The following is a 26,327-nucleotide window of genomic DNA, read 5'->3' on the forward strand; positions in this document are numbered from 1 at the left end:
GGTAGCCTGCCCGCCATGCGTCAGCAGTCACTCCTCCTCCCAGGCCCGGCGGCGCTCATCGCCGTGGTGCTCGCGGCCTGGCTCGGGATGTCACCGCTCAACAACTTCGACCTCTTCTTCCACCTCGCGGGGGGGCGGTTTCTCCTGGAGCACGGCTTCACGCGCGTGGACCCCTTCAGCATCACGGGGACCGCGGGCTGGGTGCCTCACGAGTGGGGCTTTGGGGTGGCCTGCATGGCGCTCATCCGCGGGTTGGGGGCGGGCGGGCCGGGACTGCTCATCGCCATGCTGGTCGTCGCCAACGTGCTGCTGCTCTGGTCCGCCGTGGGCCGGGCGGCTTCCGGCGGGCGAGGGCTGCTGGCGCTGGCCGTCTTCACCGCCGTCCTGCTGGTCCATGCCCCCACGTGGGGCCAGGAGCGGCCCTACCACCTGGGCCATCTCCTGTTCACCGTCGCGGTGGTGAGTGTCCAGGCCTGGCGCGCGGGCAATACGCGCATCCTCTGGCTCTTCCCCGTCCTCGGTGTCCTGTGGGCCAACCTCCACGGAAGCTGGCCCTTGGGGCCCGCGCTCCTGGGAGGGACAGCCCTGGGCATGGCGCTGGACTCCGCCGGAGACAGACGCAAGGCACTCCGGGGGCTGGCCTTCGCGGCCGCCGCGTTCCTCGCCGCGGGCCTGGGGCCCGATGGCATGAACATCTACCTCTATCCCTTCCACCACTCCCTGCTGCCCTCCACGCAGAACATCGTGGAGTGGCGCCCCCTGGACCTCGACCTCGGCTCGAGCTGGGCCTACCTTGCGCTCTTCGGGGCCGCCCTCTTCGTCGTGGGCGGCGCGCCCGACCGCCGGTTTGCCATCCTCCTGCCCACCCTCGTGCTGGGCGTCGCGGCCATCAAGGTCCAGCGACACGCCCCCTTCGCGGCCGTCCTGATGGCCCTCGCCATCCTGGAGCACAGCCGACGGCCCACCGCGAGCGAGGCCGTGAAGTGGCCCTGGCAGCGGCTCGATGGCGCCTTGGCTCGCTGGAGCGCACGCGCGGAGGGCCCGCTCTGGCCCGCGCTCGTGCTGCTGGTCCTCGCCACCATCCACGCGCTCAATCCCCTGCCGGTGGAACAAGGCGTGCGCCGGCGCCTCATCCCCATTGACGCGCTGGAGGAGCTCCGGAAGCTGCCTCCCGGGAAGGTGCTCAACCCCTTCGTCATCGGCGGCGCCATCTCGTTCTTCGCGGGAGCGGAGTACAAGGTCTTCATCGACAGCCGGAATGACCCCTTCCCCCTGTCCATCCACGAGGACTACACCCGGCTGCTCTGGGGCGAGCCCGGCTGGGAAGAGGCGCTGGCGCGCTATGCCCCGGACTACCTGCTCTGGAACACGACGAATCCGGGCAACATCCTGCTCGACCACCTGCGCGCCCGGGGCGGCTGGCGCGAGGTGACGCGGGATGGGAACTACGTGCTCTGGGTCCAGGAGCGCGGCACCGTGATGGAACCGCCATGAGGCGCAAGGATTCACGCCTGCGGACAGCGCTGTCCGTGCTGGGCCTGCTGGCGCTGCTCACGTTGACGTACCGGTCCGTGCTGTCGGGACACCTGCTGGCGGGCCGCGACGTCTTCCGCATCTTCTTCCCGGACTCGGCGTTCCTGCTGGAGTCGCTGCGCGCGGGCGAGGTGCCCCTGTGGAACCCCTACCTCCGACTGGGACAGCCCTTCGCCGCCACGTTGTACTCGCAGGCCTTCTACCCGCCGCGCTGGCTCGCGCTGCTGGCCGCGGGGCCCGTCGCGTCCATGACGGTGCTGCACCTCGCGCACACGGTGCTCGCGGCCACGGGCGTCTTCCTGCTGACGCGCAGGTTGAACGCCTCCTGGCCCGCGGCGCTCGTCGCGGGGGCCACCTTTGGCCTGTCGCCCTTGATGGTCGGGCTCGGCATCCAGCAGAACGTCGTCGACGCTGCGGCCTGGAGCGGCTTGCTGCTGTGCGCCGCATACGACGTGCGCCACCAGCCGGGACGCCGCCCCTGGCTCCGCCTGGCCCTGTACGGCGCGATGTCCCTGCTCGCGGGCTCACCGGAGACGACGCTGTGGCAAGGCCTGATTGCCATGGCGGTGGCGGGCATGGGGGCGCCCAGGCTCCCCCGGAGCGCGACGACGCCCCGCCCCCCGCGATGGCAGGCGCTCAGGCCCAGAGGCCTCGCGATGGTTCGCGTGGCGGCGGCCTTCGGAGGCGCGGTGGTCCTCACCGCGGTGGCGCTGCTGCCCGCGGCGGAGTTCGCCCGACACTCCATGCGCCTGCAGTCGGACTGGGCCGAGCAGTTGACCTGGTCCATGTCCTGGCCCCAGGTCCTCTCCGTCTTCTGGCCGCTCGCGGATTCGCCCCGTGACACCTATTGGGGCCAGGACCAGTGGTTCATCATCACCCTCTTCATGGGCACCCTGCCGTGCGTGCTCGCGGGGCTCGGCGCGCTCTGGGGGCCGCGGCGAATTGAGCCCTTCGCGCTGGGGGCCCTGTTCCTGGTGCTCTTGAGCCTGGGGCGCCATTTCCCTCCGGCGGCCTGGCTCCTCCAATCCATTCCCCCGTTCACCTTCTTCCGCTACCCGGCCAAGTACTTCGTGGGCGCGGCCTTCTGCCTCGCCGTCCTGGCCGCGTTCGGGGTGGACGTGCTCGGCAGGCTCGCCAGGAAGCGCCGTCCGTCGGGCCTCCTGGCGGCCGTGACGCTCACGGGCACGGTGCTGGCCGCCGCCACCATCGGCTGGGGGGTTCGCCAGCTCCCCATGAGGGCCTCGGCCGAGGCCGGCGCGCCGTGGGTTCCCTTCTGGCTGGGCCTCGCGCTCGTCCTGCTCGCCCTGCTCCCCGGCACGCGCGGGACGCGTCCCGGGCGGGTCAGGGCCGGGCTGGCCTCGCTGGTCATCCTGGAGCTGGTCGCGGCGCAGGTCCTCCTGGGGCAGCCCCGCTACACCCCGTCCGAGTCCCTGGCGCGGCCCTCCGCGCTGCGCCCCTTGCTTCCCGAGGTGTTCGAGGGACGCATCAGCGTGGACATCGAAGGGCCGGAGGACCCGACGCGCACGCAGTCGAAGGACGGCATCGAGCGCAGCCTCGACAGGCTCACCCCCAACCGCTTCGTGGAAGCCCGCCTGCCCGCCCTGGAGGGATACGGGGCCCCCGAGCCCCGGTACACGGCGCGCTTCCACCACGCGGGCGAACGGAGCGTCTACGACCTCGCGGGTGTCACCCACTACGTCCGGAGGGGACCGCCCCCCTTCGACGACCTGGAGCTGCTGCACCAGGCCGAGGATGGCACCACGCTGTCGCGCTCACGGACCGCGTTGCCCCGGGCCTTCCTGGTGCAACAGGCGCGGCTCGCGAGCGACGAAGAGGCCCTGGAGGCCGTCATCGACGCGGACCAACCCTTCCGGAACATCGCCTATCTGGCGACCGGCGAGCCGCTGGACAGACCCCGCTGCATGGGCCGCGTGGAGACCCGGAGCCGGGGCGCGCAGCACCTGGAGCTGGCCGTCGAGGCCTGCGACGACAGCTACCTGATTGTCTCCGACAGCCACTACCCGGGCTGGCACGCGGCGGTGGACGGTCAGGAGGTGCCGCTGCACCGCGCGAACGTCTCACTGCGGGCCGTGCGTGTCTCCCAGGGCCTCCACACCGTTCGCTTCGAGTACCGTCCGCTGAGCTTTCGCGTCGGCCTCGCGCTGTCACTGGCGGGGTGGCTGGGGCTCGCGGCGGTGGCGCTCCGTCGCGACAGGCGCGGCGCCCGGTAGCGGTGCTGACGGCCACGCCCGGTCTGGACGCGCGGCTCAGGCCCCTGGCCGGAAGACATAGAAGGAGAGCGGGTGGCCCTGCCGGGCGCGCACGGTCGCCTTGCGCCGGAGGACCCAGAGCTGGCCGGGCGTCATCGGCCGCTCCTCCGCCGCGGACAGGCCGCCCTCGCCGTGCGTGACGTAGACGAGCACCGGCGCCGCCCGCGTGCCCTCCACCACGTAGTCCCCTTCGCCCAGTTGCACGGCCGTCATCCGGTCCGACAGGACGGGGAGCGGGACTTCGTGAACCGCCTCTCCCGACGCGCGGAACACGTCGAGCGCCGGCAGCGGCGCGTAGACGAAGGGCGCCGCGCCTTCCCGCATCCGCGCGTCATCCACCTCCACGTAGAGGTTGCCGTCGAAGCGGGGCGAGGCGAACACCAGGTTGCCCAGCATCCGGTCCGTCGCGCGGTTGAACCAGGCGTGGCCGGTGAATGGACCGGAGGCGATCAGCGCTCCGGGGCCATGCGTGCCACGGCGCTCCGCCAGCCCCTCCTCCTGGCCCCAGACCTGCTGCACCTCCGCCTGCCCCGCGACGATGATGGTCGCCTCGTGCGTCTTTCGATGGATGTGCAGCGGGCACGTCTGACCGCGTCCCATGACGTGCATGTGGACCGTCGCGCCCTCGGCGTAGAAGTAGGTCTCGGACACGTCGGCCGCGTCGGGGTTCTTCCGCGCCAAGGCCTCGAACCGGGCGGGCACGTCGAAGACCTCGACGTCCGGGTCCTCCGGTACCGCCATGGCGCTCCGCAAGGCCAGCAGCACGCAGAGGACGAACACCGTGAGGAACAGGGACAGCGCCCTGTACAGCCAGAGGCGGCGCCGGAGCGAGGCCAGGTCCACGGAGACGGGCGCGTTCATGCGGAGCCACCAGAGACGGCTGGACCCAGGCTGCCCGAGCCTGAACGGCCGCCCGAAATGATGATGGCAGCAGCCCCACCCGAAGATGGAGGCCGCTGCCATGAGAACCAAGGCGCCCAGGGGCGCCCCGTCAGCAACGCTCAGTAGGCGTTGTTCTGACCGAAGTTCTTCATCGTCTTCTTGTTCAGCGTGTCGTTGGAGCTCTGTCCATCGTTCTCCACGCTGTCGTCACCGGCCAGGGCCGCGGCGGACGCGCCGAACAGCTTGCGGATGTTGTCACCGAACAGGGTCACCACGCCGATGGCCGCGATGGCGATCAGGGCGACGATGATGATGTACTCGGTCATGCCTTGGCCACGGGCCTTGCGGAGCTGCTTCTTCGAGGTCGCCTTCATGGAACTCTCCGGGGATTGCAGTGGTGGAAAAGACACCCTGCTGCTTGGGTGATTCACACCCTAGGGCAGATCCCACTTTCACCTCCATCGGTCATCGGGAGGATGGATGGAATTCCCTGCAATTCCAACAGGTTGACCCCGTTTTGTGATCCACGAGCCCCATTTCAGGGGCCGGCGGGGGCGGCGACAGGGGCAGTGGCGCCGTTACACGCCGAACCCGGCAGTGCCTCGCAGAGCGAGCGCAGGGCCCGGGCCAGGTGCTCGTCGTCGGGATGCCGGGCCGCGACCTCTCGCCCCATCGCCACCAGCTCCCCCGGGACACCGACTGGCGTCCAGAGCGTCCGCGACGCCCAGATTTGCGCCGTCACCAGCTTCAGGTACGCCGTCACCAGCTCCGGCCCGCGCCCGCCCCGCGCCACCTCGGGCTCCAGCAGCGAGGCCGCCAGCGTCAAGTCCTGCTGGGCCAGCGCCGCCTTCCCCAGGGCCAGGGCGGACTCGGGGCTGTCGGGCGCCAGCCGCCGCCATTGGGCGGCCGCGCCGCGCACCATCGGGTCGTTGGGCGCGTGGTAGCGCTCGATGTTCCGGTACAGCCCGGCGGCCTGCTCGGCCGTGGGCGGGTGCTGCTGGACGTAGTCGTGCAGGAACAGGCGGTCCGCCCCCTCCGGCGAGCGCCGCTCGTCCTTCACGCGCACGTCCAGGTTGGACACGAAGAAGGCGATGGGTGACGCGTACTCCAGCAGGTTGTGGTCGTCCGTGTTGATGGGCCCCTGCCCCGCGAACTCGAGCTGCCCCGCCTCGCTGTGAACCTGCTTGGACAGCAGCGCGAACACGTCGTTGATGCCCACGCGGGCCAGGTCCTTCCGCACCTCCGGGTGGGCCATGCGCTCGGTCAGGCGCGCGGCGTCGAAGGCCAGGGGCTTGCGGCTGGCCACCAGCACCAGGTCCTGCGGCCCCAGCCACGTGGTGGCGTGGGGGAAGGTGTCGCGCAGGGTGCGGACCACCAGCTTGAGGAGGTCCTCGTTGCTCTCATAGGTGTGGATCCACTGCACCAGCACGCCGTCGTCCGCCAGGTGCCGGTCCACCGTCTGGAAGAAGTCCCGCGTGAAGAGGCCGGACACGCCCGCCACCCACGGGTTGGAGGGCACGCTCACCACCAGGTCGTACTTGCGCGGCGACAGCGCCATGAACGTCTTGGCGTCATCCACGTGCACATGGGTGCGCGGGTCGTCCACCGCGTTGCGGTTGTCCGCCTTGAACAGGCGCGCCGCGTCGATGACGGCGGGCGCGATCTCCACCATGTCCAGGTGCTCCACGGGGTGCGCCAGCACGCTGCCCGCGGTAATCGCCGCGCCGGCGCCCACCAGCAGCACCGTCTTGGGCTCGCGCGGATGCAGGAGCGCGCCCAGGTGTCCGGCCACGACCTGCGTCTCCGCGTCCCCGCCGTTGGACGCGTCAATCTTCCCGTTGAGCTTCATGAAGCGCAGGTGCTCCGACGGCGCGTCCGCCACCATCACCGTGGCGAAGGTGTCGTCCTGGTAGAAGATGGGGCGGATGAGGGCCTCCGTCTCCTCCACCAGCTTCGCGTAGCTCTCCGGCGGCTTCTGGTGGGAGCGGATGGAGGCGATGCTCGACAGGCGCACCGCCCAGCCGCTCATCCCCCCCAGCACCACCAGCGCCAGCCCCGCGGTGGCGGCCACCGGCCACAGCGCGCGCGCCGGCCGCGCGGGACGGCCCGGCGCCGCGTGGAAGGCCAGCCCCGCGCCAACCAGGTTGGCCACCACGCCCGCGATGAAGTTGCCCTCCATGCCCCACCACGGCATCAACACCAGCACGCCCAGCGCCGACCCCGTAATCGTCCCCACCGTGTTCCACAGGTAGACGCCGCCAAGCTGGCGCCCCACCTCGGACACCTTGGCCGTGGCCACGCGCGCCGCCGCCGGGAAGGCCGCGCCCATGAAGAAGGTGGGCACCAGCAGCACCAGGCAGCAGAAGCCGAAGGTCAGCATCTGGAACAGCGGCCAGGTGTCCACCGAGCGCGTCATCATCCACTGCGCCTTGCGGAACAGGTGCGGCAGCCGGACGTACAGCGGCAGCGCCACGCAGATGCTGGCCACCAGCGCGACCTGGAGCCGGCCGAACAGGCGCAGCGAGTCCACCTGCCCCTTGCGCGTCATCAGCCAGAAGCTGCCCAGGCCAATGCCCATGATGAACGCGGTGAGGATGAGCGTGAAGGCGTAGGTGGACGCGCCCAGGACGATGGACAGCAGGCGGATCCACGTCACCTGGTACAGCATGGACGTGAAGCCCGACAGCAGCACGCCGATGAGCGCCGCCCGCACGGCCACGCGCGGATAGGACACCTCCGCGTCCTCGGCTTCGGCGGGAGGCGTCTGTCCCGGCGTCAGCGCGGGCGGGAAGCGCCGGGCCAGCCCCAGGGCCGCCAGCGCCAGCAGGATGTTGAGCCCCGCGGCCAGCCCGGCGGACGACGACAGGCCGATGGCGGGCACCAGCTTCGTGCCGGCGATGAACACGCCCACCGCCGCGCCCAGGCTGTTGACGGCGTAGAGGCGCGCCAGCTCGTAGCGCACCCCGGACAGGCTGGAGGCGAAGTGCCGCACCAGCGCCGGCAACGTGCCGCCCATCAGCAGCGTGGGAATCAGCAGCGACGTGGCGGACACCAGCAGCCGGGGCCCCAGCCGCCAGCCGTCCGGCACCGACGGGGCCACGCCCAGCCACAGCGCCCCCAGCACGTCGAGCACATAGGGGAAGGCCAGCGCGTACAGGCCCACGCCCAGCTCCATCAAACCGTAAAGGGCCAGGGGGTTCTTTGCCCGGTCGGCTGTCCGGCCGAAGACAAAAGCCCCCAACGCCTGACCGCCCATGAACGTCGCGAGCACCACGGCGTGGGCCTGCCCGCTGTTCCCCAGGACATTCCCGAGGTACTTGGACCAGACGAGTTCGTAGACGAGCGCAGTGCCCCCGGACAGGAAGAGGAGGCAGGCCACAAGGTTCTTAGGAAAACGCGCCGGAGATGACATGGGGACAGCGCGGAACCTTAGTCGGTATGTTTCAGGCCCATCAAATGAACACCCATCTCCTGCAAGCCGCGATGCTCGCCTGGACTCCGAGCCTGCGGGTGACACGCGCCGAAGGCGACCTCGCCAGCGTCCTGCGCCGCCCCGCCGGCGCCCTGCTGGAACAGCCGCTCCACCAGGTCCTCGGCGTCTCACCCCAGCGCGCCCGTGAGCTGGACGCCCGCGCCCGCGAGGACCGCCGCGCGGTGGAGTTCATCTCCGCCAACCTCGGCGGCGAGGACGCCCAACCCCTGCGCCTGTCCCTGGGCCTGGACGCCGGCGAGGCCAGCGCCACCGTGCTGGACCTCAACGCCATGCTGGACGGCGCCCCGCCGGTGCAGATCTCCCGGCTGTCCTCCTCGCTCAGCCACGAGATCCGCAACCCCCTCTCCTCGGTGAAGATGGCGGTGCAGACGCTGGCCCGGAACACCGGCCTCAATGACCGGGACAAGCGGCGGCTCACCATCGCCAACCGGGAGATTCGCACCATGGAGCGCATGCTCTGGCTCCTGTCCGAGTACGGCCGCGACACCACCCCGAAGATGGACGCCCACCCGCTGCGAGGCGTGGTGCAGGAGGCCACGGAGATGGTGGCCCCCGAGCTGGCCGAGCGGCGCGTGGAGGTCCGCGTGGACGAGGAGCCCGAGCTGCCCCGCGTCCGGGTGGACCCCACCCGGCTGCGGCCCGTGCTGGCCCAGGTGCTGCTCAACGTCGCCATGGGCCAGGCGGAGGGCAGCCCCGTGGAGGTGGCCCTGCGGCGGGCCGGCCCCGGCCAGGTGATGATGGTGCTCCACGACCCCGCCGCCGCCCTGCCCCCGGAGGAGAACGGCTCGCTCTTCGAGCCCTTCGGCTCACGGCTGGCGCGCGGCGCCGGCCTGTCCCTGGCCGCCCTGCGCCGGGTGATGATGGGCGTGGGGGGAGACGTGGCCGCCCGGGGCGGCACCGAGCCGGGCGTGGTGCTGACGTTGACGTTCGCCACCTGAGAGCGCCATGGAGACCCTTCTCATCGTCGACGACGACGTCTCGCTCCTCGAAACGCTGAAGATGCACTTCGAGGAGATAGAGCACGACGGCCAGCCCCGCTACCAGGTGGCCACCGCCACCAGCGCCGCGGCCGGCCTGCGCGCCGCCCAGGAGGCCATGCCCAGCGTGGTCATCCTCGACATGATGCTCCCGGACCGCACGGGCCTGGAAATCATCGAGGAGATGAAGGGGCTGTGCGGGGACGCGCGCATCATCCTGGTCACCGCGTACCACGACATGGAGACCACCATCCGGGCCATGAAGGCCGGGGCCTTCGACTACATCCACAAGCCCTTCCCGGACCCGGCCGCCCTGGACCTGGTGGTGGAGCGCGCGCTGGAGTACCGCCAGCTCTCGCGCCGCGCGGACGAGGTCCACCGGGAGAACGCCGCCGCGCGCCTGGGCGACATCGTGGGCACCAGCCCGCTGATGCAGCAGTTGGTGAAGGAGATCGGGAAGGTCACCGGCAGCCACGCCACCGTGCTGATTACGGGCGAGAGCGGCACCGGCAAGGAGCTCATCGCCCGCGTCATCCACAACTACTCCTACGACGAGCCCCGGCCCTTCATCGGCATCAACTGCTCCGCCATCGTGGACACGCTGCTGGAGAGCGAGCTGTTCGGTCACGAGAAGGGCGCCTTCACCGGCGCCACCGCGGGCAAGCCTGGCAAGTTCGAGCTGGCCGAGGACGGCACCGTCTTCCTGGACGAGATTGGCGACATGTCGCTGATGCTCCAGGCCAAGCTGCTGCGCGTGCTCCAGGAGCGCGAGTTCGAGCGCGTGGGCGGCGTCAAGCGCATCAAGCTGCGCGCCCGCGTCATCGCCGCCACCCACCGGAACCTGGCGGAGGAGGTGGAGGCCGGCCGCTTCCGCGAGGACCTCTACCAGCGCCTCAAGGTCATCACCCTGCAGATTCCCCCGCTGCGCGAGCGGCGCGAGGACATCCCGCCGCTGGTGAAGCACCTGCTCGAGCGCATCAACGAGAAGGTCCACAAGCGCGTCACCCGCGTGCCCGGCGAGGTCATGGAGCGCCTCACCCGGCTGCCCTGGCGCGGCAACGTGCGCGAGCTGGAGAACGTGCTCACCCGCGCCGTCGTCCTGGCCCCCGGTGACGTCCTGCGCGGGGACGATTTGCCCGCCCTGGAGTCCCCCCTCCCCTCGCCCGAGCCGGGCCGGGGCACCGCCGCCCACGCGGCCAGCGCCATGTTCGCCGCCCCCGCCGAGGATGACGCCAGCCTGATTCCCACTTTGGAAGAGGCCGAGCGGCAGCTCATCGCCCGTGCGATGACCGTCACGAAGGGGCACAAGGGTCGCACCTGCCAGATCCTTGGAATCAGCCGCCCCACCCTGGAGCGCAAGCTCCAGAAGTACGGTCTTGCACAGGGCCAGAGCCCTCAAGTGCACACCTTCCCCGTGAAGGATGCGTCCTGAGCACTCCTGGACAGTGTCACTGCTCCGACACTCAAGGCCCTGATTTGAACGTTTCGTTCAAATTGATCAGACTGTTTGAACGTTCTGTTTCAGGTTTTGGACACAGAACGGGGGCTGGTGCGGGCCTGTAGCGCTAAGTACCCGGCATTTCAGGAGGTGTTGTCCGAGCGGCATTTCAATTCCCGCTGGCACGAACCTTGGAGAAGGGAAGTCCCGTTCGCCGCTGAAGCAGACGGCCCGACTTCCCCACGCTTTCTTCCCAGGAGTAATGCCATGCACGGATTCAACCGCCCCCTCGGCCCCATCGGTTCCAACGTCGTGGCGCCGCTGCAGACGACCAGCTCCGGGATGATGGTCACCGCCAACAAGCTGGTGCCCGGCCAGGAGGCCATCGACTTCAAGGGCTACTTCAAGGTCGAGTCCTTCCCGCACAACTCGACCATCTACCGCCCCGGTGACAACACCGACCGCGTCTACCTGCTGAAGTCCGGCCGCGTGCGCCTGATGCGCATTGGCAAGAACAGCACCCGCTCCGTGGTCTCCATCCTCCGCCCGGGCGACCTCTTCGGCGAGCTGTTCCGCCCCGAGGGCACGCCGATTGAGGAGATGGCCATCGCCGCCGGTGAGGCCGAGGTCTGGAGCATCGAGGGCCGCGACTTCCGCGCCCAGTTGGAGGCCCGCCCGGCCCTGGCGGTGGACGTGGTCCGCGCTTACGCCGAGCGCGTGCGTGCCCTGCGCAAGCGCGTGCTGGGCCTGACGTTCAAGGAGGTTCCGGCCCGCCTGGCGGACACCCTGCTCACCCTGGTGGAGGCGCACGGCGAGCGCTGCCCGCACGGCGGCGAGACGGACCTGCGCGGCATCACCCAGCAGGACCTCGCGGACCTGGTGGGCGCCTCCCGCTCCTTCGTGTCCACGCTCATCAACGAGATGAAGCGCGAGGGCGTGCTCGGCAACGTCGGCCGCATCCTCTGCGTGAGGGACCAGAAGGCCCTGCGGAAGATCGCCGGCAAGGAGAAGTAATCCACGCGCCCGCCTCGCGCGGGACGTGATGCTCAACGGGCCTGACCATGCGCTTGCCGCGTGGCCGGGCCCGTGGCGTTTGTGGAGGACGGCGCGAACGGCAGCGCCCGCTTCGAGGCGCATCGCCCGCGCCGCGCCTGCCGAGCCACGCCAACGGAGAAGCGCTCGCCGCAGCGGAGCCCGCTCCAGGCCGTGTCGCTCACGCTGTGTCGCTCCACGCGCTGGAGCGCTCGCCGGGGGCGCTCGCGGCATCCTGCGAGCTGCTTCAAGGCCGTCAGACGCGGCGCCGCAGCTCCTCGACCTCGGCGCGCAGCAGCCAGTCGTCCGGGAAGTCCGAGGCCGCCGCGGCAATCTGGCTCAGCCGCTCCGGCTTCACGGTGTGCGTCTCGCGCATCTTCCGGACCTCGCGGTAGAGCGCGGCCAGCGCCGGGTGCAGCGCCAGGGCCTTGCGCGAGCGGGCCTTCTCCTCGCCGTCCCCCTCCGCGAAGGCGCTCAGCTCACCGTACCAGCGGTCCCAGGTCTCCGGATCCGCCGGCCCCCCCGCCACCGAGGGCAGGTGCGTGCTGACGAAGAGCTTCGCCACCGCCGGCAGCGCCAGCTCGCGCCCCGCCAGCCGGCCGCGCAGCGCCAGCACCTGGCCGCCGTCCGTGGCGAAGCCCTCCAGCTCCAGCCCACTCTCCAGCGACAGCTTGAAGGGACCCCGCTCCGGCAGCTTCCCCGCGCCGAACGCCACCAGCGCCGGGCCGTTCCACGGCTTGGCGTCCAGGGAGCGGCCGCCGCGCGAGGCCATGATGGGCCCCTCCATGCGCACCAGCGCGGTGCCCAGCCCCGGCGCCACCTCGCGCGGCGCGGCCAGCATCTCCAGCACCTGGCCCGTCACCTCGCGGCCGTCCGCCAGCACCAGGTGGTTGACGGTCCGCGCGCGCAGCGCCTCCGTCAGGCCGAAGTCGCCGCCGCGCTTCCACGACAGCGTGGCCTCGAACTCAGCCAGCACCTCGAACAGGTGCTCGAAGTCCCGCGCCACGAAGAGCTGCGGCTGCATGCGGGTGATGTCGTAGTCCATGTCCGCGCAGGCCACGCCCAGCGGCAGCTTCTTCACCGCGGGCGTCAGGCAGTGCTGCGCCTCGCCGATGCTGGACAGCAGCCCCGCGCCGTAGATGCGCGGCGCCTCCAGGCTCCCGATGAGGCCGTACTCCGCCGTCCACCAGTAGAGGCGGCTGGCCCGGGTGCTCTCGCTGACGTAGCGGCGGCTCGCGCTGGCGGCCTCCAGCCGCGCCTGCGCGTGCGCCACCTCCGCCTCGCTGGCGTCCGGGTCCTCCTTCACCACCGACAGGTTGCGGATGGCCTCGAAGACGGCCTGGTCCTCCACGCTGGCAATGGCCTTGAACCCCACCAGCCCGCACGCCTTCAGGTACTCCGCATACCGGCGGTTCGCGATGATGGGCGCGTGCCCGGCGCTCTCATGGACGATGTCCGGCGCCGGCGTGTACTCGATGTGCTCGTGGGTCCGGATGTCCGCGGCAATCGCCAGGACGCCCATCGCCTGGAGCTCCGTGAAGACGGCGGGTGGGATGAAGCCACGCACCCCGACACAGGCCCACCCCAGGCGGGCGAGCTTCTCGTTCATCTCGTCCAGGCTGGGGATGCACTCCGAGCCGATGCCCGTCGCCTCCAGGCCCTCCAGGTAGACGGGGTGCGCCTTGTCCGTCAGGTGGCCCCGGAGCGAGCCCAGGATGTTCCGCCAGACGGCCTGGTCCCGCGACGTATACGCCGCGTAGTCCTGGCTCACCACGTAGCGACGCAGATGGGCAGGCAGGCGAGCAATCGTCCGTTCCGTGGGAGTCGTCATCGTTCACCTCAGGCGGAATCTTCTACTCTTTGAAGATATCCCTTCTTTGGTCGAACGGAAATCCGGCATAAATCGACGGCTTCGTCGTTTTTGCGTCGAACTAGCCTGACTGGCGGCGAAGGCCGTCCAAGACGAGGCGGGCGCCGGGGCTCAGGGCGCCGGAGGGCCACAAGGCCACCACCTCCACGGCCTGGGGCTCCTCTTCCATGAGCGGCCATGCGTGGAGGTCGGGTGGAAACGGGTGCATGGGGCGCAGGTCCGGGGTGATGGAGCAGGCGCGGAACGCGCGCAGCAGCTCGTAGAGGAGCAGGAAGCTCTCCGCGCGCCCCACCTCGTCCACCGTGACGCCGTGAGCGGCGAAGCGCGCGCTGTTGGCGCCGCCGTAGGGGTCATCCCGCAGCCAGTCCACGAAGCGCTGCCCTTCCAGGTCCTTCACGCGCAGCGACTTGCGGGACGCGGCCTGCCGCGCGAGCGCGTTGTCCGGCCCGGCGAGCACCACGAAGGGCATGCGCAGCAGGGACTCCGACTCCACGCCGTCATGCGTGGGCAAGGGCGTGAAGTCCAGCGCCAGGTCGAGCTGCCGCGTCTGCACCTGGCGCGTCAGCTCGTGCGGCCCTCCGAAGCTGAGCACCAGCTTGAGGTCCGCGGCGGCGGCGTCCCGCGCCACCGCGCCCACCAGGGACAACGACAGCGTGGGGTTGAGCCCCAGCCGCACCACCGGCTCCGCGCTGGCCAGGTCACGCAGCCGCTTCATGTCGAGCTGGTGCAACGGCGTCTGCGTGCCGGCGAAGAGCCGCTCGCCCCGGGCGGTGAGCTGCAGCCGGCGGCCGGGGCCTCGCTCCAGCAGCGGCGCGCCGTCCGCCAGCGCCAGTTCCAGGGCACGGACGTGCTCGCTCACCACCGAGCGCGCCACGCCCAGGTGCTCGGCGGCGGCCTCGATGCTCCCCGCCTCCACGGCGGCGGCGAAGGACTCCAACCAGACGAGGTGCCGGACGAGCTTGCGCGGAGGCATGAGGAGCATCCTTGCACGCAGCCATCAGCGGGAGGCGCCGTCCCACTTCATTGATGCTTGCGAACTTCCGCTCTCCGGAATATCTGCGGCCTCCAATGTCTCGAATGTCCGAGGTCGCGTCCACCATGGCCGCCATGGCATCGCGGCGCTTCGAAGCCGCCCGGCCCTACCTGAGCACGGCGCTGACGTGGTGCGTGCTCCACGGGCTGGTGGCGCTGATGTACTTCGGAGGCGCGCTGCGCGTGGCCGTGGAGCGGCTGGCGCCTGGCCTGCGGCCGCTGCTGCTGGCGGGGAGCTTCGCCCAGGCCCTGTTCCTGGGGTTGGTGGCCTTCGTCGGCACCCTGCCCCTGGCGTTCCTGCTCGGTCACCGCTACCGCTTCGCGCTCCCCATCCTGACGGCGGTGGGGGGCGTGCTGCTCGGGTTGGACGCGCTGGTGCTCGATTCGCTGGGCTTCCACATCAACGGCCTCGTGCTGGCGGTGGCGCTCCAGCCGCACGCGCTGGCGGAGACGGGCCTGTCCTCCTCGGAGATGGCGCTGCTGGCCGCGGCCATGGTGACCACGCTCACCCTGGACGCGGCGGCGGGCATCTGGTTCCTGCGCCGGGGCTTCGGGCCTCGCCGGGTGGCGCGCACGGTGGTGATGCTCACGGCCCTCTGCACCGCCGAGCGGCTGGTCAGCGCGTCCCTCGTGTTCGCCCATGGCGGCGCCGTGCAGCACGCGACGACCACACTGCCCCTCCAGGCGCCGGTGCGGATGAACACCTTCCTCTCGCGCGTCACCGGCAAGGCGCCCGCGTCCGGCCTGCGACTGGGCGTGAGCCCCGAGGCCGGCGTGCCCGCCGCGAGCATCGACCCTGGCTCGGTGCGCTTCACCCGCCGGCCCGACATCGTCGTCGTCCTGGTGGAGAGCCTGCGGGATGACTTCTTCACCCCGGACGTGATGCCCCACATGTGGCGCCGGGCACAGCGCGGCACGCGCTTCCTACGCCACCACAGCGCGGCCAGCTCCACGGACTACTCGCTGTTCAGCATGTTCTTCGGGCTGGAGGCCCAGCGCCGCGACGCCGTGGTGGGCGCGGGCCGCGCGCCGCTCCTCTTCCCCGCGCTGGCCCACAACGGCTACCAGCAGTCCTTCCTCGCCGCGTCCTCCGTCGACTGGATGGGGCTCAAGGACACCGTCTTCCGTGACGTGAAGGGAGGCCTGCGCACGGACTACACGGGCCGCAGCCACCTGCGGGACGCCGCCATGGTCCGCGACGCGCTGGCCGTCGTGGAGGCGACGCCCCCGGAAACGCCCCTGTTCCTGTTCGTGTTCTTCGCCGGCACGCACTTCGACTACGACTACCCGCCGCGCTCCGAGGTCTTCGCGCCCGCGTGGAATGGCAAGGGTGGCCTCTCCACGGCGCGCGTGCCCCCGGAGCACATCAAGGCCCGGGCGTGGAACGCCGCCTACGAGGTGGACACCAAGGTGGACGCGCTGCTGACGCGCATCGAGGCCCTGCGCGGCAAGCGCCCGCTGATTCTCTTCACCGGCGACCATGGCGAGGAGTTCCGCGAGCACGGCCGCGTGGGCCACGCCAGCGACGTCACGGCCTCCCAGCTCCACGTGCCCATGGTGATGTTCGACGAGCAGCTCCCCGTGGGACAGGTCGACGCCGTCACCGGGCACATCGACGTGGTGTCCACCCTCTTCGACCTGCTGGGAGACACCCACAGCCCCGCGGTGCTGGGCGACGGGCTCCCGATGACGCGGCCGGACCCGCGGCGCTACCTCCTCACCACCGTGGGCTGGGAGGCGCGCTACGCGCTCATCGGCCAGGAGCTGAAGGTCCACTTCGGCGCGGGACGGCCCGGCACCCTCGTCACCGACCTGCACGACCGTCCCCTGCCGGATGGAAAGGAGCGCCTCGCCGCCGAAGCACCGCGCATCCTGCGCCGGCTGCGCGGCAGCTCGGACACGGCGCTGCCTGAGACAGCCACCGCCACGGACCTGCCCTGACGGCCCTCCGCCGCGGGGCCCGGGGGCGGCGCTCGCACGCGCCGCTCCGTCAGAACCGGAGCTTCACCCCGAGGGCCAGCGTGAAGAGCTCCACGTTCACCGTGGCGGGGTTCCGGACGAACTGCACCAGGCGGTAGTCGGTGGCGACCAGCTCGAAGTACCCCTCCACGAGCCGCAGGTTCAGCGCCTCCACCGGCCGCCCGGCGCTGGCGCCCAGGAGGAGCGCGGGCCGCAGGGCGGTGCGGAACCAGTAGTAGCCCCGGTCGTAGCGACTGGGCAGCCCCGCGAAGTAGTCGTCGCCCACGGTGTAGCTGAGCATCGCGCCCACGGTGAGCGGGCGGACGGTCCACCCCGCCGCGTCCAGGCGGAATGGCCGCCACTGCCCCTTCATGGTGAAGGTGAGGAAGTCCTCTCCCGCCAGCGCGGGAGGCGCCCAGCCCAGCAGGAACGCGGCCTCCACGGTGTCGTCGCGAAAGCTCCACCCCGGCCCCGCGGAGAGGAAGCCGATGGCGCCCGCGAGCTGCATCGCCGCATGGTCCGGCACGTACCAGGGCGAGCCCTCACGCGCGGCTTCCGCCCGCGACTGCCTCGCGGCCAGGAGCAGCGCCGCCAGCAGCGAGGCCTTGAGACGCCCGTGCCCGGCCATCAGAAGGAGGCCCTCTGCACCCGGACCGAGGTGCCGTCGACGTCCACGACGACGTAGCTGCGGCCCTTCATCGAATCCGTGGTGACGTACCGGACGCCGTGCGCGAAGACGTCGTGGAACCGGTGAACGTGGCCGTGGAAGGAGATGCTGACGCCCTTCTGCTCCTGGAGCTTCACCAGGGGCTCGACGAGCGAGTCATCGAAGTCTCCATTCCCAGGCGGCACGTGGGAGAAGGTGAAGGTGTTCTGCACCAGGGGCTCTGGTGTGAGCGCCGTCTTCAGCCACGTCAGGTCCGGGATGTCGCCCGGGAAGCCGTACTCGCGGGAGTTGGAGTCGAAGAAGACGAAGCGGGTGCCCGAATAGGTGAAGGAGAAGGACTCCGGTCCGAAGGTGCGCCGGTAGAGCTTCTGTCCCTTGCCCAGCGCGTCATGGTTGCCCATGACGACGAAGAACGGGACCTTCAGGCGGGACAGCAGCTCGACGCCCCAGTCGTACTCCTGGGTGCTGCCGAACTCCGTCAGGTCGCCCATCTGAATCAAGAAGTCGACGCCGCGCTCCTCCAGGTCCCGCATCGCCGCCGCGGAGTCATCCAGGAAGAGCTGCATGTCGCCCACCACCGCGAAGCGGAAGGCGGGCTTCGGCTCCGCCGCGGACAGCCGCTCGAGTGAGCGTGCATGCAAGTCCCGGTGGGGACCGCGAAGCTCATAGGGGTGGAACTCGAAGGCGCCACAGCCCGCGCACACCAGTAGCAATGTGACCCAGACGCGCACGGCGGCAAGCTAACGTCGACCTCACGATGCCGCCACGGGATGCGGCACCTGATTCCGGAGCACGCGACGAGGGAGAACAGCCATTCTCACACGACATATGAACGGGGCCCGGGATGTCACTGGAACCCTCCATGCACCTGGCATGACGGGGATGGAATGAGCGCACCCTTGTCGACATCGGAGCTGCTGCGATGGGTGGCCACGAAGGCGACCCGGAGCACTCGGGACGACTTCGACGCGCTGCTCGCGCGCACGGACTTCACGCAGGTCGCCGGGCAGCTCCTTCAGTCGGGCACCCCTCCGGAGAAGCGCACCGCGCTGCGAGGACTCCGGGAGCTGGAGACGCCGGAAGCCCGTGCGCTGGCCCGGCTCGCGCTTCGTGATGACGCGGCGGAGGTGCGAGCCATGGCTGCGGGGGCACTGACGCACTCGCGGGACGAGGCGGACTGGCAGGCCCTCCTGGTAGCCCTGGACGACGCCGACGCCTCCGTGCAGCACGCGGTCATGGACGCGCTCGCGCGGATGGACCCGGCGACCACGAGCGCGTTGCTCCTCGAGCGCTTCGGCCATGCGTCAACATCCGAGCAATTGCTCGCGCTCATCACCGCGCAACGGCTGCGGCTCCCCGATGCCGTGGCCCTGGCCCGTCAGGGCCTTGCCTCCCCTACCGCCACCACGCGAAGCGCGGCCATCTCGCTGCTCGCGCGGCAAACCGAAGAGGAGACGGACGGGCTCCTCCTCCAGGCGCTCACGGATGGCGCGGAGGACGTGCGCGTCGAAGCCCTCCGCGCGCTGAGCCGGCGCGTTCGGGTGCCCACCAGCGTCTTCGTTCCGCTGCTCTCCTCGGCCACGGCGCAGGTCCAGGAGCTGGCGCTCCAGGCGCTCGTCCTGAGACGAGACACCAGCGCGTGCGCCGACATCGCGCGCCTCCTGGAAGCACCGTCGCCGTCGCTCCGCAGGAGCGCCATCTTCGCCACCGGATACATCCGCTGCGCCGGTAGCACCCCCACCCTGCTGGAGCTGCTGGCCCGGACGCGAGCCGAGGACGAACGGGTAGACCTCATCACGGCGCTGAGCCACCTCGGGAGCCCCGAGGCCTGGGCGGCCCTCCGTGGGCAACTGCTGGACCCGGCCCCCCGCATCCGGCGTGCCGCCGTCTCCGCCTGGACCCTCGCCACCGCGCCGCGAGACGCGACGCGCCTGCTGCTGGAGCGCCTGCGTGAAGACCCGGACGCGGAGGTCCGGATGGCCATTGCCCTGGCCCTGGCCGAGAGCGGCCGGCGGGAAGGTGCCCGGGCCTTGCACCTGGCGCTCCAGGACGCGGCGCCCGAGGTCAGACGGATGGCGGTGCGCACGCTGGGCCGCGACACCAGAGCGGAGGCCCATCAAGCCCTGCGCGAGCATCAAGCCACCGAGCGCGACCCGGAGGTCTTGCGCGAGCTCGCCACGGCGCTCGACCCACGGCAGGCCTCGGGCAATCCCGGCGCGCCAGCCGAGCGGCCCCTCTTCGACCCGGCGGGCACGGGACAGTGCGTGGCCGAGTGGCTCGCGTCCCCCGCCCAACACCCCGCCACCGACCGCGTGTACTTCTACGAAGGCGGCCACCTGGAGCACCTGGACGCCCACGGCCAGCTCCACGCCCTCCACTACACCGTCACCGGAGACCAGCTCCACCTCCAGGCCGAGGACGCGCCCGAACGACGCACGGCCTTCACCGTGGCCCCCATGCCGCCCACCGCTGGAGACGGAGACGCCCCCCACCGCTTCCGCCTGGAGCTGGCCCGGGACGTGCTCACCGGCACGGACACACCCCGGGCGCTGTTCTGCGTCCAGGCCGAGCGCCCCGACACGGCCCCAGGGAACGGGGACTGACGCGCCGGGCGCACGCTACGCCGCGGCGGGCCGGGCGCCCTCCCAGTCCTCGACCTCGTAGAGGAACTTCGAGCCGCCCATCAGCTTCCGGTTGGCCGACGTGCTCTGCACGAAGACGGCGTACTTCTCCAGGCTGGCGGGCCGGATGCGCACCGTCTCCCCGGGCGGCAGCCCGAGCAGCTCCCGGGCCCGCTCCCCGCTGTAGAGGTCGCCCGTCTTGCGGTCCATGAGCACCACCTCCTTCCCGCCCTGGATGGTCTCCGTCTTGGTGAACGCGTAGAAGCCCCGGCCCGTCTTGAAGCGCAGGCCGTGCTCCTGCACGAAGTCCTTGATGGGCTGCGCCTTGTCCACGTCCAGCACCTGGAAGCGGCCCGGCGGCACCGCGCGCAGGTCCGCCTCGCCGTAGAGCGGCGGCGCCGTGCGCTGGAGCATGGTGCTGAACATCACGTTGAGGCCGCGGCTCATGCGGCCCTCGCGCGCCACTTCCTGCTCAAACGATTGGAGCTGCGCGTCCGAGGACTGCTTGTAGCAGACGGCCAGCAGCAGGTCCGTGACGTGGGCGAACTGGTCCAGGCTCAGGTGGAAGCCGCCCGACTTCTCCGCCAGCTCCTTGTAGAAGGCCGTCGCGTGGCGGCGCGCCAGGGCTTGCACGCCATACACCGGCACCCCCATCCGCCCCAGCGCGGCCACCTCCTCGCGCCAATCCAGCTTGTGGGGGTTCTGCGAGGGCCCGTGGGGCACGTCGTCGCCAATCAATGACTGACGTGCTCATTCCGGTGCCCCCCTCGTGAACGCCGACGAGGACAAATCTACGCGCCGGGGCTGACATGAATCGGGGCTGGAAGTCGACCCGGCGTCACGCCATTGCAGCTGCCGCTTGCCCTGGACGCCGCGCGACCGCAGCATGCGTGCCCATCGTGTCCGCCACCGCCGAGCCCCCATCCCCGCATCGTACGTACACCGAGCGCCGCGCCGCCGCGCAGGCGGACCTGACCGCGCTGGACCGCGTGAGCGCCCGCTACGCCAATTTACGAACACTCGCCTTCCTGGCCGCGGCCGGCGTCGCGGGCTTCGTGCTGGCGGGGCGTCTGCCCAAGGTGTGGTGGTGGGCCAGCGCCGCCGCGGTGGTGCTCTACGGCGTGCTCGCGGTGCTCCACCACCAGGTCTTCCGCCGCGAGGCCCGGGCGAAGCTGTACGTCACGCTCAACGAGCGCGGCCTGGCGCGGCTGGGCCCTGGCTGGCACGACTTCACCGAGCGCGGTGAGCGCTTCCTGTCCCCCAGTCACCTGTACACCCCGGACCTGGATGTCTTCGGCCAGGGCAGCCTCTTCCAGCTCCTCAACGAGACGGCCACCCGCGCCGGTGAAGAACGGCTGGCGGCGTGGCTCTCCGCCCCCGCGTCCGCCCAGGAGGTCGAAGCCAGACAAGGCGCCGCGCGCGAGCTGGCGCAGAACATCGGCTTCCGTCAGGACCTCTGCGTGGACGCGCGGGACGCCTCGCGCGAGAAGGCGGACCCGGCGCAGTTCATCCAGTGGGCGGAGCTGGGCCCGCAGCTCGACGCCATCCGCTGGGCCCGGCCGGTGGCGGTGGTGCTGCCGCTGGTGACGCTGACGCTCTACGTCCTGGGCAAGCTCGAGCTCGTCCCGGCGTCCACCTTCTGGCTGGGCCTGGCCGCGCAGCTCGCCGTGGCCGTCCTCACCCGGCGCCCGCTGAAGGCGATGGATGAAGGCGTGGAGGCGGGTGAGCGCGGCTTCGTGCGCTACGCCCCCCTCTTCGAGCGCGTGGAGGCCCAGCGCTTCGAGCACCCGCGCCTCAAGTCGCTCCAGTCCGGCCTCCAGCAGCCCGGCCAGCCGCCGGTGTCCGCGCACTTCAAGCGCTTCAGCCGGCTGTTCTCCTTCATCGAGTTCAAGCGCCACCAGTTCCACCCGCTGGTTCACTGGCTCACGCTCTGGGACATCCACGCGCACTTCGCGCTGGAGCGCTGGCGCGCGGCCCACGGCAAGCAGCTTCGCCAGTGGTTCGAGGCCCTGGCCGAGCTGGAGGCCCTGTCCTGCGTCGCCGGGCTCGCGCATGACCGGCCGGACTTCGCGTGGCCCGCCATGGCCACCACCGGCCCGTGTGTGGAGGCCACGGCGCTGGGCCACCCGCTGCTGGACGCGCCGGTGCCCAACGACGTGTCCCTGCCCGGCCCCCGGCACGCGCTGCTCATCACCGGCTCCAACATGAGCGGCAAGACGACGCTGATGCGCGCGGTGGGCGCCAACGTGGTGCTGGCGCTGGCCGGCGCGCCGGTGAACGCGAGGTCCTTCCGCCTGTCCCCGCTCCAGACGCTCACCAGCATGCGGGTGAAGGACTCGCTGGAGCGCGGCGTCTCCTACTTCTACGCGGAGGTGCAGCGCATCAAGGCGGTGCTGGACGCGGCGCAGGCGGCGCGCGGCCAGGCGCTCTTCCTCCTGGACGAAATCCTCCTGGGGACGAACACCCGCGAGCGGCAGATTGCCTCGCGTGAAGTCCTCCGGCTGCTGCTGGGCACCGGCGCCATCGGCGCGGTGACGACGCACGACTTGTCCCTGGCGGTGCTCGCGGACGAGCCCGGGGCGCACGTGGTCAACGTCCACTTCCGGGACCACCTGGAGGCCGGGAAGATGGTGTTCGACTACCGGCTGCGCCAGGGCGTGGTGGACACCACCAACGCGCTGCGCGTGCTGCGCCTGGCCGGCGTGCCGGTGGACGACCCGGACGCGTCCGACGCCGCGCGCTGAGCCCCAGGCCGTGGGCGCACCAACGACACGGGCCCCGGGGTTTCCCCCAGGGCCCGCGTTTGAATCAGGAACGCACGCCGGGGCGGTGACTACTTCGCCGCCTCGATGAGGGCCGCGAAGCCCATGCCGCCGCCGATGCACATGGAGACGACACCGTAGCGGCCGTTGCGGCGCTTCAGCTCGCGCAGGATGGTGGCCACCATGCGCGCGCCGGAGACGCCCAGCGGGTGCCCCAGGGCGATGGCGCCGCCGTTGGGGTTCACCTTGTCCAGCGGGATGCCCAGCTCGCGCACGCAGTGCAGGGCCTGCGCCGCGAAGGCCTCGTTCAGCTCGAAGACGTCGATGTCCTCGACCTTGAGCTTGTTCTTCTCCAGCAGCTTGCGGACCGCGGGGACCGGGCCAATGCCCATGACCTCCGGCGGCACGCCCGCCACCGCGGCGTCGATGAAGTAGCCCAGCGGCTTGACGCCCAGCTCCTTCGCCTTGGCCTCGCTCATCACCACCGCGGCGGCGGCGCCGTCCGTCAGCGGGGACGCGTTGCCGGCCGTCACCACGCCCTTGGGGTTGAAGGCCGGGCGCAGCTTGGCCAGGCCCTCCACCGTCGTCTCCGGACGGAGGATGGTGTCCACGGACACGGTGACGTTCTGCGCCACGCCGTCATCGTCGTAGTACGTCGTGGTGACGGGGACGATCTCCTCCTTGAACTTGCCCTGCTCGCGCGCGGTGGCGGCGCGGCGCTGGCTCTCCGCGGCGAACTTGTCCGCGTCCTCGCGCGACACGCTGTAGCGCGTGGCGATGTTCTCCGCGGTGGCGCCCATGGAGGTGTAGACCTCCGGCAGGCGCTCCATCACCTCGGGGTTGGCGCTCGCCTTGTTGCCGCCCATGGGGACCATCGTCATGGACTCGGTGCCACCACCGATGCCCACGTCGTACATCCCCGCCTGGATGGCCTGGGCCACCTGGGCGATGGACTGCGAACCGGAGGAACAGAACCGGTTGATGGTCATCGCGGGCACCGTGACGGGCAGGCCCGCCAGCAGCGTGGCCACGCGGGCCACGTTCATGCCCTGCTCGGCCTCCGGCATGGCACAGCCCAGGACGACGTCACCGATGTCCTCCGGCTTCAGGCCGGGGACCTGGGCGACGGCCTCCTTGATGGCGACGGCGGCCAGGGTATCCGGCCGGGTGTCCTTGAACTCTCCCTTGTGGGCGCGGGTGAAGGGCGTGCGGACCGCGCTGGCAATCACGACTCGACCAGCCATTGTGATGTCTCCTCGCCCGGGGAGCACCCGGGCATTCAGCGAATCTCAGTTTCAGTAGCCTATGGATACTGGCCGGCCGTCAGTTCCGCAGCGGCTTGCCCTTCTCAATCATGTGCTGCAGGCGGTCCTGGGTCTTCTCCTCGCCGCACAGGCTCAGGAAGGCCTCCGCCTCCAGCTCCAGCAGCCGCTCTTCCGTCACGAGCACCGACGGGCTGGTGTTGCCACCCGTGAGCACGGTCGCCAGCTTCTGGGCGATCTTCCGGTCGTGCGCGCTCACCTGGCCGTTGAGCTCCATGTCGTAGAGCATCATGTCGATGGTGGCCGCGCCGTTGACACCCGGCAGGCGGAAGCGCGAGGGCCGGGGCGCCTTGAAGCCGGCGTCCGCCATGCCCAGCACGCGGGCCTTCGCGTCGGAGAGCAGGAAGTCCCGGTTGGCGCTGATGCCGTCCGCCTGCGACAGGAAGCCAATCTCCCGGGCCTCCTCGGCGCTGGTGGCGACCTTCGCCATGCCGATGGCGAGGAAGATCTTCTTCAGGAACGGGAAGAAGTCGAAGTCCTTGTCCGTGCCGAAGGGGCCGTACACGTTGCGGAGGAGCTGCATGTTGCCGCCGCCGCCCGGGATGAGGCCCACGCCCACCTCCACCAGGCCCATGTACAGCTCGGCGCTGGCCTGGATGGCGTTGCCGCCCATCGTCACCTCGGCGCCGCCGCCGAGCGTGAGGTTGAAGGGCGCCGTCACCACCGGCACCGGGCTGTAGCGCATGCGCTGATTCACCGCCTGGAAGCCCGTCACCAGCTTGCGGATGGAGTCGAACTCGCCGCTCTTGGCCGCCCACAGCAGCGCCACGATGTTCGCGCCCGCGGAGAAGTTGGAGCCGTCGTTCCCGATGACGAGGCCCTTGTGGTTCTTCTCCGTCTCGTCCAGCGCGGTGTTCATCATCTCGATGATCTGGTCATCGATGGAGTTCATCTTGGTGTGGAACTCCAGCAGCGTCGCGCCGTCGCCCATGTCCCACAGCGTGGCGCCGTCGTTGCCGGCGATCTTCTTGTTGCCGCGCTTGAGGTACTCCACGCGCTGCGTGCGGGCGTTCTCCGGCACCACCTTCACGGACCTGGACGGGATGTCCCAGTACGTGTCCTTGCCGTCCGCCACGCCGTAGAAGGACTCGCGGCCGGCGGCCAGCATCTCCTCCACCCACGCGGCCGGCTTCAGGCCCAGGGCCTTCATCCGCTCCACGCCCTTCTTCACGCCGTAGGCGTCCCAGACCTCGAAGGGACCCAGGTCCCACCCGAAGCCCCAGCGCACGCCGCGGTCCACGTTGACCACGTCGTCGGCGATCTCCGGGATGCGGCGGCTGGTGTAGGCCAGCACGTCCAGCGTGACGCCCTCGGCGAACTTGCCCGCCTTGTCCTCGGCGTTCATCACCGAGGCCACGCGCTCACGCACGTTCTCGATGTCCCGCGCCGCGCCCAGCGACTCGTAGCGGACCTTGGCCTGCGGCCGGTACTCCAGCGACTTCAGGTCGAGCGCGAGGATCTCCTTGCCCTGCTTCTTGTAGAAGCCGCCGCCGCTCTTGTCGCCCAGCATGTTCTTCTCCACCATCTTCTGGAGGAACGCCGGGCTGGCGAACACGTCACGCTCTTCGTCGTGCGTCAGCGTGTCGTAGCAGTTCTTCGCCACGTGGGTGAACGTGTCCAGGCCCACGATGTCCGCGGTGCGGAAGACGGCGGACTTGGGACGGCCCATGGCCGGGCCGAAGATCTTGTCCACCTCTTCGATGGACAGCTCCGCCTTGTCCATGGACGCGATGGTCCGCATCATCCCGTACACGCCGATGCGGTTCGCGATGAAGTTGGTGGTGTCCTTGCCGTAGACGATGCCCTTGCCCAGCACCTCTTCGCCGAAGCGGTGCAGCGTCTTGAGCACCTCCGGGGACGTCTCCTTGCCGGCCACCAGCTCCAGGAGCTTCATGTAGCGGACCGGGTTGAAGAAGTGCGTGACGAGGAAGTTCTTCTTGAACTCCGCGCCGCGGCCCTCCGTCATCCCGACAATCGACATGCCGGAGGTGTTGGACGACACGATGGTGCCCGGGCGGACCAGCTTCTCCACCTTGGCGAAGAGGTCCTGCTTGATCTTCAGGTCCTCCTTCACCACCTCCACCACCCAGTCGCACTCGGCGACGCGCGCCAGGTCATCCTCGAAGTTGCCCACCTCGATGTTGGTGAGGACCTCACCAGAGACGATGGGGCTGGGCTTCTGCTTGCGCAGGTTGGCCAGCGCGCCCTGGGCGAACTTGTTGCGAAACGCCTTCGAGGAGGTGTCCTCGCCCGGCGCGGCCTTGGGCGGAACGATGTCCAGGAGGAGCGCGCGCACGCCCGAGTTGGCCAGGTGCGCGGCGATGCCGCTGCCCATTACTCCGGCGCCCAGCACAGCCACTTTGCGGATCCGCGTCGTCATGTGGAAAAGGCTCCCTGTTGGGAAGGAGGGGATTGCACAAATGTAGGCGATTGACCCGAAAGTCAATCGGATCGGACGGCCAGGGCGCT

Annotated in this window: 18 protein-coding genes; 8 read left to right on the forward strand and 10 right to left on the reverse strand. The window is 70.5% G+C overall.

What is annotated here, in order from left to right:
• Positions 1-15 precede the first annotated feature (15 nt).
• Positions 16-1,494, forward strand: a complete 1,479-nt coding sequence (locus tag MYMAC_RS25230; RefSeq protein ID WP_095959944.1) for a hypothetical protein — start codon at positions 16-18, stop codon at positions 1,492-1,494.
• A complete protein-coding gene (locus MYMAC_RS25235) occupies positions 1,491-3,764 on the forward strand; it encodes a YfhO family protein (protein WP_095959945.1) in 2,274 nt (757 codons plus the stop codon). The genes MYMAC_RS25230 and MYMAC_RS25235 overlap by 4 nt, the downstream gene beginning before the upstream one ends.
• Before the next feature lie 36 nt (positions 3,765-3,800).
• Here the strand turns inward: MYMAC_RS25235 and MYMAC_RS25240 are convergent, their stop codons facing one another.
• From MYMAC_RS25240 to MYMAC_RS25250, 3 genes are all read right to left on the reverse strand, one after another.
• A complete protein-coding gene (locus MYMAC_RS25240) occupies positions 3,801-4,664 on the reverse strand; it encodes a hypothetical protein (RefSeq protein WP_095959946.1) in 864 nt (287 codons plus the stop codon).
• A 140-nt stretch (positions 4,665-4,804) separates the two neighbouring features.
• Positions 4,805-5,059, reverse strand: coding sequence for a hypothetical protein (locus MYMAC_RS25245; protein ID WP_013941678.1), 255 nt, complete (start codon positions 5,057-5,059; stop codon positions 4,805-4,807).
• 164 nt (positions 5,060-5,223) lie between these two features.
• Positions 5,224-8,064, reverse strand: a complete 2,841-nt coding sequence (locus MYMAC_RS25250) for a fused MFS/spermidine synthase (protein ID WP_239989005.1) — start codon at positions 8,062-8,064, stop codon at positions 5,224-5,226.
• Positions 8,065-8,141: 77 nt separating this feature from the next.
• Between MYMAC_RS25250 and MYMAC_RS25255 the strand changes: the two genes are divergently transcribed.
• The 3 genes from MYMAC_RS25255 to mrpC all read left to right on the forward strand — a co-directional run bounded on the left by MYMAC_RS25255 (position 8,142) and on the right by mrpC (position 11,607).
• Positions 8,142-9,116, forward strand: coding sequence for a sensor histidine kinase (locus MYMAC_RS25255; RefSeq protein WP_414114906.1), 975 nt, complete (start codon positions 8,142-8,144; stop codon positions 9,114-9,116).
• A 7-nt stretch (positions 9,117-9,123) separates the two neighbouring features.
• Positions 9,124-10,587 (forward strand): sigma-54-dependent transcriptional regulator, encoded by a 1,464-nt coding sequence (locus MYMAC_RS25260; protein ID WP_095959948.1) that lies wholly within the window; start codon positions 9,124-9,126, stop codon positions 10,585-10,587.
• Between the two features lie 273 nt (positions 10,588-10,860).
• Positions 10,861-11,607, forward strand: coding sequence for a Crp/Fnr family transcriptional regulator MrpC (mrpC, locus tag MYMAC_RS25265; protein ID WP_002634092.1), 747 nt, complete (start codon positions 10,861-10,863; stop codon positions 11,605-11,607).
• Positions 11,608-11,881: 274 nt separating this feature from the next.
• Here the strand turns inward: mrpC and MYMAC_RS25270 are convergent, their stop codons facing one another.
• On the reverse strand, positions 11,882-13,456 hold the full coding sequence (locus MYMAC_RS25270; RefSeq protein ID WP_095959949.1) for an aromatic amino acid hydroxylase: 1,575 nt from the start codon (positions 13,454-13,456) through the stop codon (positions 11,882-11,884).
• Between the two features lie 100 nt (positions 13,457-13,556).
• Positions 13,557-14,468: a LysR family transcriptional regulator gene (locus tag MYMAC_RS25275; protein ID WP_420810014.1), complete on the reverse strand. Its 912-nt coding sequence runs from the start codon at positions 14,466-14,468 to the stop codon at positions 13,557-13,559.
• Between the two features lie 104 nt (positions 14,469-14,572).
• Here MYMAC_RS25275 and MYMAC_RS25280 point away from each other — a divergent pair, with 104 nt between their 5' ends.
• Positions 14,573-16,468 carry a sulfatase-like hydrolase/transferase gene (locus MYMAC_RS25280; RefSeq protein WP_338026039.1) on the forward strand — a complete coding sequence of 632 codons (1,896 nt, stop codon included), beginning with the start codon at positions 14,573-14,575 and terminating at the stop codon, positions 16,466-16,468.
• 49 nt (positions 16,469-16,517) lie between these two features.
• Here MYMAC_RS25280 and MYMAC_RS25285 read toward each other — a convergent pair whose 3' ends face one another.
• The gene (locus MYMAC_RS25285) at positions 16,518-17,114 is read right to left on the reverse strand and encodes a hypothetical protein (protein ID WP_095959952.1); all 597 of its coding nucleotides are present in this window, start codon (positions 17,112-17,114) and stop codon (positions 16,518-16,520) included.
• The gene (locus MYMAC_RS25290; protein WP_095959953.1) at positions 17,114-17,884 is read right to left on the reverse strand and encodes a metallophosphoesterase family protein; all 771 of its coding nucleotides are present in this window, start codon (positions 17,882-17,884) and stop codon (positions 17,114-17,116) included. Before MYMAC_RS25290 ends, MYMAC_RS25285 begins: the two co-directional genes overlap by 1 nt.
• A 168-nt stretch (positions 17,885-18,052) precedes the next feature.
• Here MYMAC_RS25290 and MYMAC_RS25295 point away from each other — a divergent pair, with 168 nt between their 5' ends.
• Positions 18,053-19,756, forward strand: coding sequence for a HEAT repeat domain-containing protein (locus tag MYMAC_RS25295; protein ID WP_239989007.1), 1,704 nt, complete (start codon positions 18,053-18,055; stop codon positions 19,754-19,756).
• Between the two features lie 15 nt (positions 19,757-19,771).
• On the opposite strand, the gene MYMAC_RS25300 is transcribed toward MYMAC_RS25295, so the two are convergent.
• On the reverse strand, positions 19,772-20,512 hold the full coding sequence (locus MYMAC_RS25300; protein WP_239989008.1) for a hypothetical protein: 741 nt from the start codon (positions 20,510-20,512) through the stop codon (positions 19,772-19,774).
• A 71-nt stretch (positions 20,513-20,583) separates the two neighbouring features.
• Between MYMAC_RS25300 and MYMAC_RS25305 the strand changes: the two genes are divergently transcribed.
• Positions 20,584-22,518 carry a MutS-related protein gene (locus MYMAC_RS25305; RefSeq protein WP_095959955.1) on the forward strand — a complete coding sequence of 645 codons (1,935 nt, stop codon included), beginning with the start codon at positions 20,584-20,586 and terminating at the stop codon, positions 22,516-22,518.
• An 89-nt stretch (positions 22,519-22,607) separates the two neighbouring features.
• Here the strand turns inward: MYMAC_RS25305 and MYMAC_RS25310 are convergent, their stop codons facing one another.
• Both MYMAC_RS25310 and MYMAC_RS25315 read right to left on the reverse strand, forming a co-directional pair.
• Complete coding sequence (locus tag MYMAC_RS25310) at positions 22,608-23,780, reverse strand: thiolase family protein (protein WP_095959956.1); 1,173 nt, start codon at positions 23,778-23,780, stop codon at positions 22,608-22,610.
• A 79-nt stretch (positions 23,781-23,859) separates the two neighbouring features.
• Positions 23,860-26,238, reverse strand: coding sequence for a 3-hydroxyacyl-CoA dehydrogenase/enoyl-CoA hydratase family protein (locus tag MYMAC_RS25315; RefSeq protein WP_095959957.1), 2,379 nt, complete (start codon positions 26,236-26,238; stop codon positions 23,860-23,862).
• Positions 26,239-26,327: the final 89 nt, after the last annotated feature.

The organism is Corallococcus macrosporus DSM 14697, assembly GCF_002305895.1.
Lineage (GTDB): Bacteria > Myxococcota > Myxococcia > Myxococcales > Myxococcaceae > Myxococcus > Myxococcus macrosporus.

Bases quoted from the DNA above. Each gene is read 5' to 3' on its own strand.
- MYMAC_RS25310 (WP_095959956.1), bottom strand. From the start codon at position 23,780: ATGGCTGGTCGAGTCGTGATTGCCAGCGCGGTCCGCACGCCCTTCACC.
- MYMAC_RS25270 (WP_095959949.1), bottom strand. From the start codon at position 13,456: ATGACGACTCCCACGGAACGGACGATTGCTCGCCTGCCTGCCCATCTG.
- MYMAC_RS25280 (WP_338026039.1), top strand. From the start codon at position 14,573: ATGTCCGAGGTCGCGTCCACCATGGCCGCCATGGCATCGCGGCGCTTC.
- MYMAC_RS25230 (WP_095959944.1), top strand. From the start codon at position 16: ATGCGTCAGCAGTCACTCCTCCTCCCAGGCCCGGCGGCGCTCATCGCC.
- MYMAC_RS25305 (WP_095959955.1), top strand. From the start codon at position 20,584: ATGAATCGGGGCTGGAAGTCGACCCGGCGTCACGCCATTGCAGCTGCC.
- MYMAC_RS25260 (WP_095959948.1), top strand. From the start codon at position 9,124: ATGGAGACCCTTCTCATCGTCGACGACGACGTCTCGCTCCTCGAAACG.
- MYMAC_RS25235 (WP_095959945.1), top strand. From the start codon at position 1,491: ATGAGGCGCAAGGATTCACGCCTGCGGACAGCGCTGTCCGTGCTGGGC.
- MYMAC_RS25240 (WP_095959946.1), bottom strand. From the start codon at position 4,664: ATGAACGCGCCCGTCTCCGTGGACCTGGCCTCGCTCCGGCGCCGCCTC.
- MYMAC_RS25245 (WP_013941678.1), bottom strand. From the start codon at position 5,059: ATGAAGGCGACCTCGAAGAAGCAGCTCCGCAAGGCCCGTGGCCAAGGC.
- MYMAC_RS25255 (WP_414114906.1), top strand. From the start codon at position 8,142: ATGAACACCCATCTCCTGCAAGCCGCGATGCTCGCCTGGACTCCGAGC.
- MYMAC_RS25315 (WP_095959957.1), bottom strand. From the start codon at position 26,238: ATGACGACGCGGATCCGCAAAGTGGCTGTGCTGGGCGCCGGAGTAATG.
- MYMAC_RS25275 (WP_420810014.1), bottom strand. From the start codon at position 14,468: ATGCCTCCGCGCAAGCTCGTCCGGCACCTCGTCTGGTTGGAGTCCTTC.
- mrpC (WP_002634092.1), top strand. From the start codon at position 10,861: ATGCACGGATTCAACCGCCCCCTCGGCCCCATCGGTTCCAACGTCGTG.
- MYMAC_RS25285 (WP_095959952.1), bottom strand. From the start codon at position 17,114: ATGGCCGGGCACGGGCGTCTCAAGGCCTCGCTGCTGGCGGCGCTGCTC.